The organism is Archangium gephyra (assembly GCF_042230915.1).
Taxonomy (GTDB): domain Bacteria; phylum Myxococcota; class Myxococcia; order Myxococcales; family Myxococcaceae; genus Archangium; species Archangium gephyra_B.
In genome coordinates this window covers 5,242,469-5,257,802 of record NZ_CP102578.1, presented here as the reverse complement: position 1 = coordinate 5,257,802, position 15,334 = coordinate 5,242,469, and the positions used below count along the sequence as shown (strand labels likewise).

Annotated in this window: 16 protein-coding genes; 6 read left to right on the top strand and 10 right to left on the bottom strand. The window is 68.4% G+C overall.

The features are described from left to right. Window positions 1-67 precede the first annotated feature (67 nt). Genes NR798_RS20575 through NR798_RS20560 form a run of 4 tightly spaced genes read right to left on the bottom strand, consistent with a single transcriptional unit; the run spans window position 68 to window position 1,936 of the window. Window positions 68-700, bottom strand: a complete 633-nt coding sequence (locus NR798_RS20575; protein WP_375773195.1) for an alpha/beta hydrolase — start codon at window positions 698-700, stop codon at window positions 68-70. A gap of 39 nt (window positions 701-739) precedes the next feature. Then, a complete protein-coding gene (locus NR798_RS20570; protein ID WP_375773194.1) occupies window positions 740-1,258 on the bottom strand; it encodes a hypothetical protein in 519 nt (172 codons plus the stop codon). A 1-nt stretch (window position 1,259) separates the two neighbouring features. Further along, entirely contained in the window at window positions 1,260-1,565 is a 306-nt protein-coding gene (locus NR798_RS20565; RefSeq protein WP_375773193.1) for a hypothetical protein, read from the bottom strand. Next, window positions 1,559-1,936 (bottom strand): HEPN domain-containing protein, encoded by a 378-nt coding sequence (locus NR798_RS20560; RefSeq protein WP_375773192.1) that lies wholly within the window; start codon window positions 1,934-1,936, stop codon window positions 1,559-1,561. Before NR798_RS20560 ends, NR798_RS20565 begins: the two co-directional genes overlap by 7 nt. Before the next feature lie 184 nt (window positions 1,937-2,120). Between NR798_RS20560 and NR798_RS20555 the strand changes: the two genes are divergently transcribed. After that, window positions 2,121-2,540 (top strand): hypothetical protein, encoded by a 420-nt coding sequence (locus tag NR798_RS20555; RefSeq protein ID WP_375773191.1) that lies wholly within the window; start codon window positions 2,121-2,123, stop codon window positions 2,538-2,540. Window positions 2,541-2,561: 21 nt separating this feature from the next. Here NR798_RS20555 and NR798_RS20550 read toward each other — a convergent pair whose 3' ends face one another. After that, window positions 2,562-2,822, bottom strand: a complete 261-nt coding sequence (locus NR798_RS20550) for a hypothetical protein (RefSeq protein ID WP_375773190.1) — start codon at window positions 2,820-2,822, stop codon at window positions 2,562-2,564. A gap of 53 nt (window positions 2,823-2,875) precedes the next feature. Next, window positions 2,876-3,253, bottom strand: a complete 378-nt coding sequence (locus NR798_RS20545; protein WP_375773189.1) for a HEPN domain-containing protein — start codon at window positions 3,251-3,253, stop codon at window positions 2,876-2,878. A gap of 150 nt (window positions 3,254-3,403) precedes the next feature. On the opposite strand from NR798_RS20545, the gene NR798_RS20540 reads away from it, so the two are divergent. Next, on the top strand, window positions 3,404-4,204 hold the full coding sequence (locus tag NR798_RS20540) for a DUF4261 domain-containing protein (protein WP_375773188.1): 801 nt from the start codon (window positions 3,404-3,406) through the stop codon (window positions 4,202-4,204). 43 nt (window positions 4,205-4,247) lie between these two features. Further along, window positions 4,248-5,114, top strand: a complete 867-nt coding sequence (locus NR798_RS20535) for a fibrinogen-like YCDxxxxGGGW domain-containing protein (RefSeq protein WP_375773187.1) — start codon at window positions 4,248-4,250, stop codon at window positions 5,112-5,114. Window positions 5,115-5,145: 31 nt separating this feature from the next. On the opposite strand, the gene NR798_RS20530 is transcribed toward NR798_RS20535, so the two are convergent. The 3 genes from NR798_RS20530 to NR798_RS20520 all read right to left on the bottom strand — a co-directional run bounded on the left by NR798_RS20530 (window position 5,146) and on the right by NR798_RS20520 (window position 9,149). Then, a complete protein-coding gene (locus NR798_RS20530; RefSeq protein WP_375773186.1) occupies window positions 5,146-6,342 on the bottom strand; it encodes a class I SAM-dependent rRNA methyltransferase in 1,197 nt (398 codons plus the stop codon). Beyond that, window positions 6,339-7,160, bottom strand: a complete 822-nt coding sequence (locus NR798_RS20525) for an HAD-IIB family hydrolase (RefSeq protein WP_375773185.1) — start codon at window positions 7,158-7,160, stop codon at window positions 6,339-6,341. The genes NR798_RS20530 and NR798_RS20525 overlap by 4 nt, the downstream gene beginning before the upstream one ends. Window positions 7,161-7,286: 126 nt before the next feature. After that, complete coding sequence (locus tag NR798_RS20520; RefSeq protein ID WP_375773184.1) at window positions 7,287-9,149, bottom strand: M4 family metallopeptidase; 1,863 nt, start codon at window positions 9,147-9,149, stop codon at window positions 7,287-7,289. A gap of 437 nt (window positions 9,150-9,586) precedes the next feature. Here NR798_RS20520 and NR798_RS20515 point away from each other — a divergent pair, with 437 nt between their 5' ends. Then, on the top strand, window positions 9,587-11,902 hold the full coding sequence (locus NR798_RS20515; protein ID WP_375773183.1) for a hypothetical protein: 2,316 nt from the start codon (window positions 9,587-9,589) through the stop codon (window positions 11,900-11,902). A 13-nt stretch (window positions 11,903-11,915) separates the two neighbouring features. Here the strand turns inward: NR798_RS20515 and NR798_RS20510 are convergent, their stop codons facing one another. Next, entirely contained in the window at window positions 11,916-13,079 is a 1,164-nt protein-coding gene (locus NR798_RS20510; protein ID WP_375773182.1) for a hypothetical protein, read from the bottom strand. Between the two features lie 115 nt (window positions 13,080-13,194). Here NR798_RS20510 and NR798_RS20505 point away from each other — a divergent pair, with 115 nt between their 5' ends. Further along, window positions 13,195-14,382 carry an esterase/lipase family protein gene (locus tag NR798_RS20505; RefSeq protein ID WP_375773181.1) on the top strand — a complete coding sequence of 396 codons (1,188 nt, stop codon included), beginning with the start codon at window positions 13,195-13,197 and terminating at the stop codon, window positions 14,380-14,382. Continuing rightward, window positions 14,379-15,323 (top strand): magnesium/cobalt transporter CorA, encoded by a 945-nt coding sequence (gene corA / locus NR798_RS20500; RefSeq protein ID WP_375773180.1) that lies wholly within the window; start codon window positions 14,379-14,381, stop codon window positions 15,321-15,323. The genes NR798_RS20505 and corA overlap by 4 nt, the downstream gene beginning before the upstream one ends. The last annotated feature ends 11 nt before the right edge of the window (window positions 15,324-15,334 follow it).

Sequence of the window (15,334 nt, the reverse complement as noted above, 5' to 3'; positions counted from 1 at the left end):
TCCCGGCGGACAAGCTCCCCTCCGGGATGAGGAACCTTCGTTAATTCAACGGGTTACGCGCTACCAGTCATTTGCCCGACAGCATCTTCAGCCAGGTGCGTACGGCTTTTCCCACCATGGGCAGGGCGTGATGGAAATGGGCACCGGCGCCTTCCACCACCGCCAGCTCTCCCCCCGCCGCCGCCACCGCCTCGGCCAGCTCCGCCCGGGACAGGGTCGAGTCCAGCTCGCCCACCACCACCAACAGCGCCCGGCCGAGCCCGGCCAGCTCCCTGGCCGTCACCGCCCGGGGGCTCACCAGGCACAGGCCCGCCACCTCGGGATGGCGCGCCCGGAGCTCGAGGGCGACCCGGGCACTGCCATGGAGCGCGGCCACCGCCGCCGCGGGCGAGCGGGCATTCTCCAGCACCACGCCCAGCGCGGCCCCGGCATCCTCGACCAGCGACTCGCCCGAGCCCCTCTCCCCCTGGCTGCCACCCACGCCCCGATAGTTGAAACGCAACGTCGGATGGCCGGCCGACGCCGCGGCGAAGGCCAGCTCGGCCCCGATGACATGGTCCATGCCACCGCCGTCCTCGGGCCGGGGCGGGAGGACGAGCAGCGGAGGGCGCTGATCGCCCCGGTGCGCCACACCCTCCATCACCTCGCGGCCCACGGGAATGAGCGTGGAGCGTTCGAGGAACTGACCTTTGAGGACCATAGACAGGGCTCAAGATAGCGCGGAGCGTGTCCGCGCGCTTCACTCCTGGAGCATTTCCTGCCGGGCGGTAAACGCCAGCCGGGCCTCGCAGGACAGCGCACTGCCTCCCGCGCACGCGTCGCAGCTCGCCTTGAGCTCCACCACACCCCGGGAGATGGTGTCCACGTCCTCGAAGATGATGCGCAGGGCCGTGGACTCGAGCACCTTGCCGTCGGCCGACACCTGCACGCGCTCGGCCGAGAACGAGTCCCCGCTGCCGGCGATGGCCCCCGAGAGCTGCACCGGCGGGGCGTCCCCCAGCCGCCAGCCCCCCTCGGGCGAGTCCAGCTCCAGGAAGGCGCGATCGGAGCTCCCGGCCTCCCAGACGGTCCAGGTGAAGTCCCGGTAGAGGTTGCGCTCCTCCACCCGCGGAGTGGGAGGCGTTCCGCCACGGTAGCAGGAGTTCGGCAGCGCCGAGAGGGGCGCGGGGTCCACCACCACGCGGTAGCGCCGGATCTCCTCGCCGCCCCCACAACCGGCGAGCACGGTGAGCATGGCCACGATTCCCAGGTCTCTCATGTCAGGTCGCTCCCGCCATCTCCGCCGCATGCTCCTGGCGGACCCACGCGTAATACCGATCCGTGTTCTCGGGGGTGTGGAAGAGCACGAGGAGCGCCAGCCCCTTGTCGTCGTAGAGCTTCGACAGCAGTCCCCAGAGTCGATGGCGGAGTTCCCGCCGCTCCTTGGAAGGCACGTCGAAGACATTCAGGCACCAGTCCCGGCCTGGAAAAGCACCTCTCGTAATCCGAGGATCCGTCCACCTCACCGGCCGATTCCCGACGAGCTCCCGCACCTGCCTGCGAATCTCCTCCCGCTCATTCACCATGTCGGCTCCTCCCCCAGCACATGCCGGACGATGACGGTGGCAGCCGCCAGCGCATCCCTCGCCTCCTCCACCGTCACCTCCTGCTCCAGATAATCTGCATCGACGCGCAACTCGATCAGCTCACCCAGCTCCTCACTCAACCGAGTGTCGAGCACCCCCGCCCTGCGTGCCGCGTAGGGCATAGGCTCATGCTGGAAGTAATATACACCCGGCCTGACTTCTGGAGTAGGGATACCCACTTCGTTCATCGCGTGCCAGCACGCATGGTAGGCCGCGTAATACGCCCGCGAGGCCGCCGCGTTGGGGCACGGATCCTCAACGTCCAGAAGCACACGCGCCGCCGACAGGTTCTCCCACGCCTTCCGCTCCATCGCCCTTCCCCTCCCCCTGCCTCCTTTCTACTTCCCACCTCTGACATGGGGCCGCCCGTCCCCACCCGAGCGGTCATCCCGGGAACCCGGTGCGCTCCCCTCCCCACCATTCCTCGCGACGCCGGGCGGGCTGCTGCTAACGTCCGCTCGGACGAACGACGCCTCCTCGAGAGGCGGAGGACCCATGACCCGCGACGAAGCGCAGCGACTGGTGCAGGCGTTCATGAAATCCCTCGGTCAGGCGAGCGAGGGCCTCAATCCGCAGGGGTTCGGTGGAGCGGCGATCGGCAACGCGCAGCTCTACTTCGAGTACCACGCGGACAAGCAGGTGCTGGAGACGAGCGCCCTCATCTACAAGTTCCGGGATCCGCCCAAGCCTGGCGTCCTCGAGGGCTTCCGCGCCGAGGAGAAGGCCGGCACGGACACCGGGGGTGGCGCGGTGGACTACGAGACCGAGAACAACAGCCTCTTCCTCAGCCGCACCTACGCCACGGTCCCCTCGGAGGCGGCTTTCCGGGACGACATGAAGCGCATCACCCAGGCGAGCCTCGTGTGGAGTGACGAGGTGATGGATCGCGTGGCCTCGCGCGTGTTCAAGCGCTGAGCCGCGAGCCCCGGCCTCCCCTCAGGGAGTGGCGCGTGCCGCTCCCGCCTGCTCCGCCGCGTGCTCCTCGCGGACCCAGGCGTAGTAGCGATCCGTGTTCTCGGGGGTATGGAACAGGGTGGTGAGCGCCAGCCGCTTCTCCCGATAGAGCGGCAGGTAGAACTCGTCGAACAGACGATCATGGAGCGCTCGCTGCTCGGAGAAGGGCACATCGAAGATCTCCAGGGCCCAATCACGCCCGGGGAAGTCCCCCTTCGTGGTCCGGTGGTCCGTCCACCGCACGGGTCTGCCCCCCACAGCCGCCATCACCCTCCGCCGGATTTCTTCCCGCTCGTTCACCATGTGGGCTCCTCCCCCAGAAGGCGCCGGACGAGGCTCGCGGCCATCTCCAGCGCATCCCTCACCAGTTCGACTGTCAGATCATCCACGACGTAATCTGCTTCCACTCTCAGTTGGGCCAACCATCTCAGTGCCTTGCTCGCCTGCCCATCGAGCACGCCTACCTCGATGGCATCTCCAGGCAGCGGCTCATGCAAGAAGTAATATACACCCGGCCTGACTTCTGGAGTAGGGACCCCCACTTCGTTCATCGCATGCCAGCACGCATGGTAGGCCGCGTAGTACGCCCGCGAGGCCGCTGCGTTGGGGCACGGATCCTCGATCTCCAGAAGCACACGCGCCGCCGCCAGGTTCTCCCACGCCTTCCGCTCCATCGCCCTTCCCCTCCACGCCTCCCTTCCCTATCACCCACCTCCGACATGGGGCCGCCCGCCCCCACCTCAGCAGTCATTCAGGGCTCTGGTTCGAACCGCGAATCCGTGGAGGCTGGGCTATAAAGCCGCTCCCGAACACGAGGAGGACGGATGGGATTCTTCCGGAAGAAATCGGCGGAAGTGGACGCGGCGAAGTCCCGGCGCAACCTGGGTCTGGCGATGGTGACGCTCGATCGCGCGAGGCCACTGCCCGAGGGTGCGCTGCTGGCCTTTTTGCAGGACCCCCCGTGGGAGCTTCCACGTGCGAAGGAGCTCCGCCAGGAGGGGGACACGCTGAGCTTCGAGCTGGACGGCGCGGCCGTCACCCTCTCGCTGATGCGTGCCCCCATTCCCTGGGGAGACCTGGAGGGACCGGCGCGCGGCGCCTGGCACTGGCCCGAGGCGACCGGGAAGCTGAAGGCCCATCAGGCGCACGTCATCGTCGCCGTGCTCGCTCCGGGGATGGATCGCATCTCGACGATGCTGCTGCTGACGCGGGTGGTGGCCGCGGTGGCCGCAACGACCGATGCCAGCGGGGTGTATTGGGGCGAGGGGCCGGTGGTGAACGCACCGGACGACTTCATCGAGGAGGCGAAACGGACCTCCCGCGAGCGGCTGCCCCTCTACCTGTGGCTGGCCTTCCAACTCTCGCGCAACCCGGACGGGACCTTCACGCTCGCCACCTCGGGCATGCGCTCGTTCGGCTTCATGGAGCTGGAGCTGGTGGCGATGCGCGAGAAACCCGCGACGCTCGTGGACCGGGCCTTCAACTTCGCCCACTACCTGCTCGATCATGGCCCCGTGCTGAAGGACGGGGACACCATCGGACTCTCGGCCCAGGAGCGCTTCCGCATCCGGCACGTGCCCTCCGCCGCCGACCCGACCCGCACGGTGTACCGGATCGAGCTGTGAGGCCAGACACAGCCGGAAACGCAGAGGATACGACCAGCCGACAATGAGGCAAGCCTTTGGGGCAGTCCGGACAAGGCTTGCCGGAAAACAACTCATTCCCATCCTTTCGGGAGTTCTTCTGGCTACTGCCCGAAAGGCTGTCATGAACGTATTGAAATCGCAGATTCTGAGTCTCGCGGTCCTTCTCTTCGCCGCGCCGTCTGCGCTGGCACAGAACGCCACTCCTGGCACCTCGCCCTCGACGGCACTCGAGAACTGCCGGGCCTTGCAGTCGGCGGGAGTCGCCTTGTCCGGTACCTACTGGATCCGGCCAGGAGGCGGCGCCCCCTTCACCGCCTACTGTGACATGGAGACGAATGGCGGAGGGTGGACGCTCGTCTACAACAGCATCCTGGGCATCAACACCACCGACTTCTGGAACATCTCGTACTGGGAGAGGTTCAATCGGCGCGGACGCCCCAGCCTCGAATCACTCTTCTACGACGGAAGCCTCTACCAGCACGGCACCGCCTACATGGATGTCATCGAGGATCTCCGGGGCAAGAGCGTCGTCGCGATGGTGGCGACGACGACTGGCATCGACAACTACTCGATGAAGTTCAATTCCCCCCAGTATGTCTCCGGATATTGGGGAATCTTTAGCGCGCAATTCGCGAGCGGCTGGGCGTCACCCGACTTCGACGGGGATGCGTATGTTGGATACAATTGCGCGACCAGCTACATGAACGTCACCCAGCACTATGGCAGTTGCTGGTACTACAACCTCGGCTCGGACGGGGACGCTCCTGGTGAGGACGGTAGGGTCGGTCCACACCTGAATTCCTCCGCCGCAGCCTACATGGGGCTGAGCATAGACGGAAGCGGCGGTTACTTCACCCGCGTCCGCCGCATCTCGCGCTTCGTGAAGTAGTAGGGCCCGCGCACGGGCCCCAGGCCGGCGGCTACACCGCCACCATCACGTAGAACTTCAGGTAGCGGCCCTCGGGGAACTGGAGCCGGATGGGATGGTCCGGGGGCTGGTAGCGCTCCTCCACCATCGCCAGGTCCACTCCCGCCTTGAAGGCCGCCTCCTTCACCGCGCCCATGAAGTCATCCGCGCCCACGCGCGCCGAGCACGACGCCGTCGCCAGCAGGCCTCCGGGCCTCAACAGCCCCAGCGCCTGACGGTTCAGCGACGCATACCCGTCGATCGCCGCCTGCACCGCCTTCTGGCTCTTCGCGAACGCCGGCGGGTCCAGGATGATCATGTCGAACGTCCTGCCCTCCTCCCGGAAGGACGCCAGCAGCTTGAACACGTCCGCCGCCAGGAAGTCGTGCTTCTCCGCCGGCAGCCCGTTGCGCGTGAAGTTCTCCCGCGCCAGCGCGATCGCATCCGGATCCAGGTCCACCGAGAACACGCTCTTGGCCCCGCCCAGCGCCGCGTTCACCGAGAACCCGCCGCTGAAGCAGAAGCAGTTGAGCACGTCCCTCCCCTTCGCCAGCCGCCGGATGAGGTACCGGTTCTCCCGCTGATCCAGGAAGAAGCCCGTCTTCTGCCCCCGCCACGCGTCCACCCCGAACTTCGCGCCCCGCTCGAGGATCTCCAGCACCTCCGGCGCCTTCTCCCCCCACAGCATCCGCCCCGTGCCCCGGCCCTCGTCCTCCTCCGCGTCGTCCCGGCCTACCTCGTCCCGGCCCAGAATCCCCTTGAGGTCCGGCACCGCCGCCTTCAGCGCCTCGACGATCAGCCCCCGGTAGGGCGTGAGCCCCGCCGAGTACAGCTTCATCACCGCGTACCGGCCATACAGGTCCACCACCACGCCCGGCAGCCCATCCCCCTCGCCGTGCAGCAGCCGGAAGCTGTCCGTGTCCGTCAGATCGATCAACGAGCGCCGCTCGGCCAGCGCCTGCTTCACCCGCTGCGCGAAGAAGGCCGCGTCGATGTTCTGCCGCGGGTTGCGCGTCAGCACGCGCACCGCGATGGCCGAGTGCGGATCGAAGTACCCGCGCGCCACGAACTTCCCGTTCTCCGCCAGGTCCACCACGCTGCCGGGAGGAATCTTCGGCACCTTGTCCAGCGCCTTGCGGAAGACCCACGGGTGTCCCGCGCGCAGGTGACGGCCCAGCCCCGGGGCCAGCTCCAGCTTCACGACGTTCACGCTCCGACTCCTCGGCGAGGGGCCCTGCGGGCCCGTTGGGCGACAATGGCACGGGCGAGCTCCTCGAAGCCCCGCCCCTCCTCCGCCCGGGTGATGAAGGCCGGCGGCGTCTCGATGCGATCCAGCACCCGCCGCACGTTGGCCACCCCGACACTCAAGGCGAACCCTTCAAACATCGGGGCATCATTGAAACTATCCCCGGCGTACACGAAGCGCCCATCCCCCGGCTCCAGCCGCAGACCCCAGGCGAGCTTCAGGAAACGGCGCACCGCCGACAGCTTGTCGAAGCGGCCCAGCCAGCAGTTGATGTGCACCGACGAGCGCACCGCCGTCACGCCCCGCGCCCGCAGCAGCGCCTCGAGGCGATCGGCGCCCTGCTCGCCCAGCCGCGCCTCCTCGTTGTAGTCCACCGCCAGGTCCACCTCGGTGTAGGCGCTGTCCATGGACAGGCGCGCCCCGGGCACCTGCCGCAGCACGGCCGCCACCTCCGCCTTCAGTCGGCGCCGGTTCGGCTCCCGGACGCGCGGGGACTCGGCGTACACCTTGCGCAGCTTGCCCCCGGGCCCCTTCAGGAAGAACAGGCCCCCGTTCTCGACGATCACCCCGTCCACCGGCAGCGTGCGGGCCCACGCCTCGCCCCAGCCCGCCGGGCGGCCCGTCACCAGCACCAGCTTGAGGCCCGCCTCCACCAGGCGCTCGAGCGCACGCACGGTCGTCGAGCGCAGCTGGTGCGAGCTGGTGAGGGTACCGTCGACATCCGTGAAGACCCCTTCCACCCGGGAGAGGTCCGCGTCGCGCAAGGGGCGAGGGGCAGCCATACGGGGAGCGCCACTACACCCTTCCCGGCCCTGGGGGAAGAGCGGGAAGCCCGCAAAGACGAAACCCCCGGGAGGCAGTGCCTCCCAGGGGCCGTTCATCTCACTCCAGATTCAGCGACTCAGGGCTTAGAACGTGCCCTTGAGCGAGACGCTGGAGTACGAGGAGTAGCCGTTCAGCATCACGTGCATGCGCTGGGTGGTGCTCTGCGCGGCGATGTTGCATGTCTCGTTGTTGCCGGAGAGGTACGGACGGCAGGTGTACGAGGACGTGGTCGGCTGCGAGCCGATCTTCACGTACATGTCCGCGTCACCCGTGCCACCGCTCATCACGAAGGACGAGGCGCGGCCGGCCGTCACGTCCAGGTAGTAGAACTTCTGCGAACCCGCGGCGCCCGAGATGCCGGTGGTGGCCACGCCGTTGGTCAGCGGGGTGGAGGCAACCACCATGCCCACGCCCACGGCCTGCCAGGCCTGGCTGACCGAGTTCTTCTCCGCGGCGCCCGTGCCGTAGATCAGCTCGGCGGCCTGCTCGGTGAGGCTCTTCGCCTGGGCGAAGGTGGTGGAGGCCGTGAAGAGGTCACGGTTGGCGCGGTAGAAGATCTGGCCGGCCTTCTGGATGCCGATGCCCGTCACGGCCGTGGTGGTCTTGCCGCGCGGGTGCGTGCCGCCCTGGGTCAGCAGCACGAAGGCCAGGTTGGCGATACCCGAGTTGGTGTGCACGCCGCCGTTGTCGGAGGTGCCCGTGTAGCGGGTCGGGTAGTAGTCGTAGTCGCCCGCGATCGCCGGGTCGTACATGTAGCGGAGCGCGTCACCCGGGGTGGCCGGGGTCCACACGTCGTCGCCGACCATCCACACCGCGTTGTCCACCACCCAGCCGCGCTTCCACGACTCGCAGTAGGCGCCGAAGATGTCGCTCCAGCCCTCGTTGAGCGCGCCGGACTCGTTGGAGTAGGTGAGGTTGGACTCGGAGGAGGTGACGGCGTGCGTCAGCTCGTGCACCGTCACGTCCAGCGACTTGCCCAGCGGCGCGGACTGCACGCCATCGCTGTCGCCGTACACCATCTGGGTGCCGTTCCAGTAGGCGTTGGTGTAGTTGGTGCTGTAGTGCACCGAGCTCTTCAGCTGCGCGCCCGCGGCGTTGTACGAGTCACGCGCGAAGTTCACGCTGTAGCAGTCGTACGTGGTGCCCAGGTGGGTGTAGTTGTCGTCCACGTGGGTGTCGCCGGTGGCGGCGCCGCCCTCGGAGCGCTTGAGCGTACCGGGCAGCGTGGAGCCGTTGTTGGCCGAGTACACCGCGCGGTTCTTCGCCGCGTGGATGTCCGTGGTGACCATCTCCACCGCGCCGGTCAGCGCGTTGACGAAGACGTGGTCACGGATGGGCAGCTCCAGGCCCTCGCCCGTCACCACCACCTCGTAGGCCAGCTTCAGGCGGTTGTCCTTCTCGGAGCGGACGTAGATGAGGCGGGCGTCGCCCTCGGTGGCGATGTGGCGGCCCACGGTGTTGTCCAGGGCGGCGGCCTTGGCGGCCTCGCCGGAGATGCGGGCCACGGCCGGGACGATCTCGCCGTCACGCGCCGAGGCGTTGGCCATGAAGATCTTGCCGCTCGCATCCTTGTGGATGAGGAGCTCGCCGCCGAACACCGGCAGGCCGTTCTTGGTCTGGCCGTAGCGGATGTGGGTGTTGCCCTGCTCGTCCACCGTGGTGCGCTTCATCACCAGGTCGGTGGCGTTGAGGCGGAAGGCGGCGGCGATACCCTGCAGGCCGTTCACGTTGTCCAGCGAGCCCTTGAGCAGGTAGGGAACGCCGTCCTCGTTGGCGCCCAGGACCTGAGCGGAGGGCAGCGCGGCGAGCGCGGCCTGCACGTCACCGAGCGAGTCGGCGGCCACGTCGGACTTCGGGGCGCCCTCGGGCACCTGCGAGTTGTCGACCTCGCAAGCGGCGAGGGGCAGCGTGAACAACGCAGCAGCAAGGAAGCGAGTGCGGATCACTGGGGGTTCCTCCTGTGCAACGGCGGGGGTGCCGTCGGACACAGGAGCCATGAGCAGGAACCGGGCCAACCCACGAATCGTGGAAATACCGGCCTTTAACAATCACCCCGCTCAGCCAGTGGAGTGTGGATGTCACGCCCAGCACGCTCCGGCCTGCATCGGGAGTTTACATTCCTTGAAGAATGTTTCCTGATTTCAGGGCTTTAGACCCCTCCCCCAATGGGCGTCCTGATTCAGGACAGAGGTGTCCTGATTGGAGACACCTCTCCCGTCTCATGTATGCCAGAGTGGGCCACGAAAAACAAAGCGCTGATAGCACAATACTTTGCCCTGAAATCTTTTGTCCTGCAAGCAAAAACCTAGGGCTCGAGGGGGCGTCACGTCCGGGCCCCACCCCACTCCACCTCTCGTGGGATGGACCGTCCGGGGGTGACGCCATGGCGAAGAAGGGTCTGCTGAGATCGAGGGACTTCAGCTCGCTGTCGATCAAGGACCTGCTGGAGGCGCGCGAGGCGTACCACGTCCACCTGGCGCACCTGGACTCGGTGGTGGCGACGGCCATCGGGCGCTACCGGATCCGCCGGGAGGATCCGGACGCGGAGAACCCGAACGCCGCTCCCGTGAAGAAGAGCCCCGCGCCCCGGACGCTCTCCAACACCGTCGTGCGGCACTGGTCCTGGCCGTGCGTGCTGGTCTTCGTGGATGAGTGGTGGACGCCCGAGCAGCTCGCCCACCATCCCGAGCAGCTCGTCCCACCCCTGCTCTACCTGCCGGACGGCCGGGTGGTGCCCACCTGCGTCATCCTCGCCGAGCGCCAGCAGCAGGCCCCGGCGCCGCTCCAGACACTCACCTTCACCTCGGGGCTCGTCGGCGGAGGCTACCCGGCCCTCACGGACGTGCAGGGACGCCAGCACCTGGGGACGTTCGGCTGCCTCGTCACGGATGGGGACTCCGTCCATGCCCTCACCAACCGGCACGTGGTGGGCGAGCCGGACCGCGAGGTCCATACCCTCGTCCAGGGCAAGCGCCACCGGGTGGGCCTCAGCCAGGCGCGCCAGGTGGGCAAGCTCCCCTTCTCCCAGGTGTACCCGGGCTGGCCCGGGAGCCGGACGTACTCCAACCTCGACGCGGGCCTGGTGCGGCTCGATGACGTGAGCGGGTGGACGGCCCAGGTGTTCGGCATGGGCGAGCTCGGTCCCCTGGTGGACCTCAACTGCGACACCCTCTCGTTGGATCTCATCGGCTGCTTCGTGCGCGCCTTCGGCGGCGCCTCGGGCACGCTCGAGGGGGAGATCCACGGGCTCTTCTACCGCTACCAGTCCCTGGGTGGCTTCGACTACGTGGCGGACCTGATGATCGGCCCGCGCCAGGGTGGAGGTCCCCTGCCCACCCTGCCCGGCGACTCGGGCACGCTCTGGTGCTTCGAGCCGAAACAGGCGGAGCTGCCCACCGGCGCCCGGGCCCGGCAATGGCGTCCCATCGCCCTCCAGTGGGGCGGGCACCGGCTGATGACTCCAGGTGGCCGGGAGACCTTCGCCTTCGCGCTCGCCACCAGCCTGAGCTCCATCTGCCGCACGCTGGAAGTGGAGCTCGTGCGCGACTGGGACATCGGGCTGAGCGAGTACTGGGGGAAGGTGGGCCACTACAAGGTGGGCATCACCGCCTGCGGGCTCGTGTCCAACCGGCGGCTCGCGCACCTGCTGACCGCCAACGCGGATCGTATCGCGGTGGGTGACGAGGCCATCGCCCAGGGCGACCTGCCCGGCGCCGACACCCAGCACTTCGTCGCGCTCGCGGACGTGGCGGACCTGGTGTGGCGCACCACGCGCAAGCGCGACGCGGCCAACCACTTCGCCGACATGGATCAGCCCGGCCAGGGCCGCTTCGAGGGCAAGACACTGCTCGAGCTGTGGCGGACGGATCCCTCCACCCGCTCGCCCGCCGTCTGGATTGAGTTCTACGAGAGCCTCGGCATCACGCAGAACTCCGGGCACGGCGCGCTGCCGTTCCGGGTGTGGCAGCTCTACGACGCCATGGTGGGCTTCCTCCGGGAGAAGAAGGTGGCCGAGTTCCTGTGCACCGCCGGCATCTTCGCCCACTACGTGGGAGATGCCTGCCAGCCCCTGCATGTCTCCTTCCTGCACCACGGCCGGCCGGGCCATGCCGAGGAGGAAGACGTCCACGCCGTCTACGAGACGAAGATGTTGGATCAGCGGGCGGCCGAGCTGATCGCCGGCGTGAACGCGCGCGTGAGGGGCAGGCACATCACGGACACGATCCGGGGCGGAGCCGCGGCGGCGGATGCCGTCGTGCAGCTCATGCAGGCCACGTTCGACACGCTCGCGCCCCTGGAGGTGATCGAGACCTACAACGCGACGGCCGGACGCGAGCGGATTCCGCACATGTGGGAAGTGCTCGGGGAGCGCACGTGCGATGTCATGGCGAGAGGCGCGCTCTGCCTCGCCACACTCTGGGAGAGCGCCTGGCGGGAGGGCGGCGGCACGAAGCTCCCGGCCCACCAGCTCGGTCCCGTGGAGACCCAGACGCTGCTGGAGCTCTACAGCGACCCGGCCTTCCTCCCGGTGAGCTGGCTGCGGGACATGGTGCTCGACCAGGAGGCCCCCGCCGCCACCAAGGCTCCCGAGCCACGCGGGACGGTCCGCCGCAAGCAGCCCGTGACCCGGGGAGGGACGCGCGGGGGCTCGGCCCGGAAGGTGGCCCGGCGGCCCTCGCGGCGGTCACCCGGGCGATGACCCGGGCGAGAACTCAGAGGATGTCCAGTCCGGCCAGCAGGGACTGGAGGGCCTCGACGTTGGCGCGCAGGTCGGCGCCGGAGAGCTGGGAGAGCTGCGTCTTGCGCGCCTTGCGCAGGAAGGCATCCAGCCGCGGCTCCCTCCCGTAGAGGGACTGGGCACTGGCGGCCGCCTCGGCCAGGGCGCGCGCGGCCCCCGGAGGGTCCGTGTTCAGCAGCCCCATGGAGCGCTCCAGCCGCACACCGCAACCCGCCCAGACCTCGCGATCATGGGCGATGAGGAGCTGCCGCTGGTTCACGTGGCTGAGCGAGCGCACGATGGTGTCCAGCTCCTCCACCACGGACAGCACCTCCGGCTTGCTGGGGTTGTCCTGGATGGCCAGCCGCCCCGCCCGGCCGCGCAGCTCGATGATGTGCCGCTTGTCCTGCGCGCGCAGGTGCTTGTACGCGGCGGTGCGCCCGAAGGCGTCCAGCTCCGTCTGCAGCTGCTGGGCGTTCCACTGCACGTCCTCGGGCTCGGCCTCGCGCACCTTGGTGAGCCGCGCCGAGACGATGCGCGACAGGTCCGCCACGATGGCCCGCACCATCACCGCCGCCTTCACCTCCGCCTCGTGCCCGGGCACCACCTGCTGCCGCGTCACCGGCCCGAAGGCGCTGGCGGACTCGAAGACGAGGTTGCCCATCTGCTCGCGGAAGCGCTCGCGCAGGCGCTGGATCTCCGCCAGCAGCGTCCACCGGTCCGAGACGACTCCGGGGTTGCGCATCGTCTCGCCCAGCTGGGTGATGCCCTGGGCCAGCTGCTGCATCCAGCCCAGCAACAGCTCGGAGGCGTCCTTGGCCCGCCGCGCCTCCACCGTGGCCGCCAGCGGCACCCCGGAGCCCGCCCCCGCCGCCGGCCGGGCCGCGAACTGCTCGCGCACCACGTTGAGCAGCACGTTGACGTCCATCACCGTGTCGCGGATGACGGGCGCCATCTCCTCCCAGAGCGACAGGTCCGGGCTGTCCTCCACGTGGGCGGTCTCGTACCTCAGCAGATCCAGGTCGCTCAGCCGGGTGATGGCCTGCCCCGCCGCGGCGTAGACCAGGCGCAGGCGCTCGGCGAAGGCGCGATCGGACAGCGACTGGAGGATCTCTTCCAGCTTGGGGGGCAGAGCGGGCGAAGGAGTATCGGCGGCCACGGCCTGCCCACTCTATCGGCTCCCGGGCGCCCCGTCGCCAACTTCGGCTCCTGGAGCGTGTGGATCCAGGCATTTCCCTTGCGAGGCGCCCTCGCCCTCCTCCTACACTGGCCGGATGGCGAAGCACCGCGTGTACCTCATTCCCGGCTTCTTCGGTTTCACCCACATGGGAGAGAAGCCAGCCGAGCGGATCGTCTACTTCGGGCATGTGCGCGACGTGCTGCTGGAAGGCTTCCAGAAGCGCGGCCACACCGCCGAGGTGGAGTCCGTGACGGGGCACCCCACGGCCAGCCTCGAGGTCCGGGCCCGGCTCATCCTGCGCACCATCGAGGAGACGGCCGCGAGCGATGACGCGGTCATCCACCTGATCGGCCACTCCACCGGAGGCGTGGACGCGCGAGGCCTGGTGTCCACCTGGATGCCCCGCAAGGCCCCCCACCTGCTGGAGCGGATGCGCTCGGTGGTGTCGGTGGCCACGCCGCACCACGGCGCGCCCATGGCCAGCTTCTTCCTGAGGGATCGCCGGGGCGAGATGCTGCTGCGGCTGCTCTGGCTCTTCACCGTCTTCGCCCTGCGGCGCGGTCCCCGCCCGATGATGTTCCTGGCCTTCCGCCTGTTCTACTCGCTCAGCCAGACGGGCCATCAGCTCGGCTTCCAGTCCACGCTGCTGGATCAGATCACCCGGCTGATGGCCCACCTCACGCCCACCGAGCAGGCCACGCTCGAGGACTTCCTCTCCCAGGTGGGCCAGGATCAATCGATCATCGGAGACCTCACCCCGGAGAAGATGGTGGGCTTCAACCGGGACACGCCGGACCGGCCGGGCGTGCGCTACGGCTCGGTCATCACCGGGGCACCGCCGCCGAGCCTGCTGGGCATGCTCCGGGCCATCACCGGCAAGCACGACCCCGGCATGGGAGACCTGGTGTCGTTGCGGATGCTGGATCCCCAGCCCGAGGTCATCTACGGCGCCTACTCCTTCCTCTACAAGAAGAGCGATCCGGACGCGCGGGACATGGTCACCCCGGACCCCTCCCCCACCCACGACCGGCTGCTGCGGGATGTGATCGGCGAGGACTACCGTCACCGCAGCGATGGCGTCGTGCCCACGCGCACCCAGCTCTGGGGCGAGCTCATCACCGCGGTCGTCGCCGACCACCTGGACGTGCTGGGCCACTTCGACGAGCCGCCCGACAACGTGGGCTGGCTCAAGTCCGGCTCGCACTTCCGGGGACCCCAGTTCCAGGGCCTGTGGGACCGGGTGCTCGACTTCATGGTGGACGGGAGCCAGGCGCGCCCATGATCCAGGTCGTCGTCATGAACGGAGGCAAGGCCCTCTTCGGCGGAGAGGACCTGCTCGAGCTGCCCGGCCCGAAGTGGATCGACGTCCTCCATCCGACCGATGAGGAGATGAAGCGGCTCGGGGAGCGCTTCGGGCTGCACAAGCTGGCCATCGAGGACGCCCTGCACGTGGACCAGCGGCCCAAGCTGGAGGAGTACCCGAACCACCAGTTCATCGTGCTCCAGGGCTTCACCTCCCAGGCGGACAACGTGTGCGAGCTGACGCTGCACGAGCACCACTTCTTCCTGGGACCGGACTGGCTCATCAGCGTCCACGAGCTGCCCTTCGATGGGCTGGAGCAGGTGCGGCAGCGGGTGCGGGACGAGCCGCAGGCGACGATCGAGCGCGGGGTGGACTTCATGCTGTACCTGCTGGCGGACGCGCTGGTGGACCGCAACTTCCCCGTCCTGGACCACTTCAACGACGAGCTGGAGGACCTGGAGACGGCGGTCTTCGAGAACCCCCAGCCGCAGCAGCTGCAGCGCATCTTCGAGCTGAAGCGCGCGCTGGTGACGCTGAGGCGGGTGCTGTCGCCGCAGCGGGACGTCATGGGCTTCCTGGCCCGCCGGGGCATCCCCAACATCCAGGAGCGCGCGGCGCTGTACTTCCGCGACGTGTATGACCACCTGGTGCGGCTGTACGAGCAGATCGACGCGGGCCGCGACATGGTGGGCAACGTGATGGACGGCTACCTGTCCATGATGGCCAACCGGACGAGTGAGATCAGCAAGCAGCTCACCATCATCGCGACCGTCTTCCTGCCCCTGTCGTTCATCACGGGCTTCTTCGGGCAGAACTTCGACGTCCTGGGACGCAGGGAGTTCTTCTGGGTGATGCTGGTGTCGGTGTTCGGGCTGCCGCTCGCCCTGGTGTTCTGGTTCAAGCGCAACCGGTGGATCTGAAGTCCCTGGAG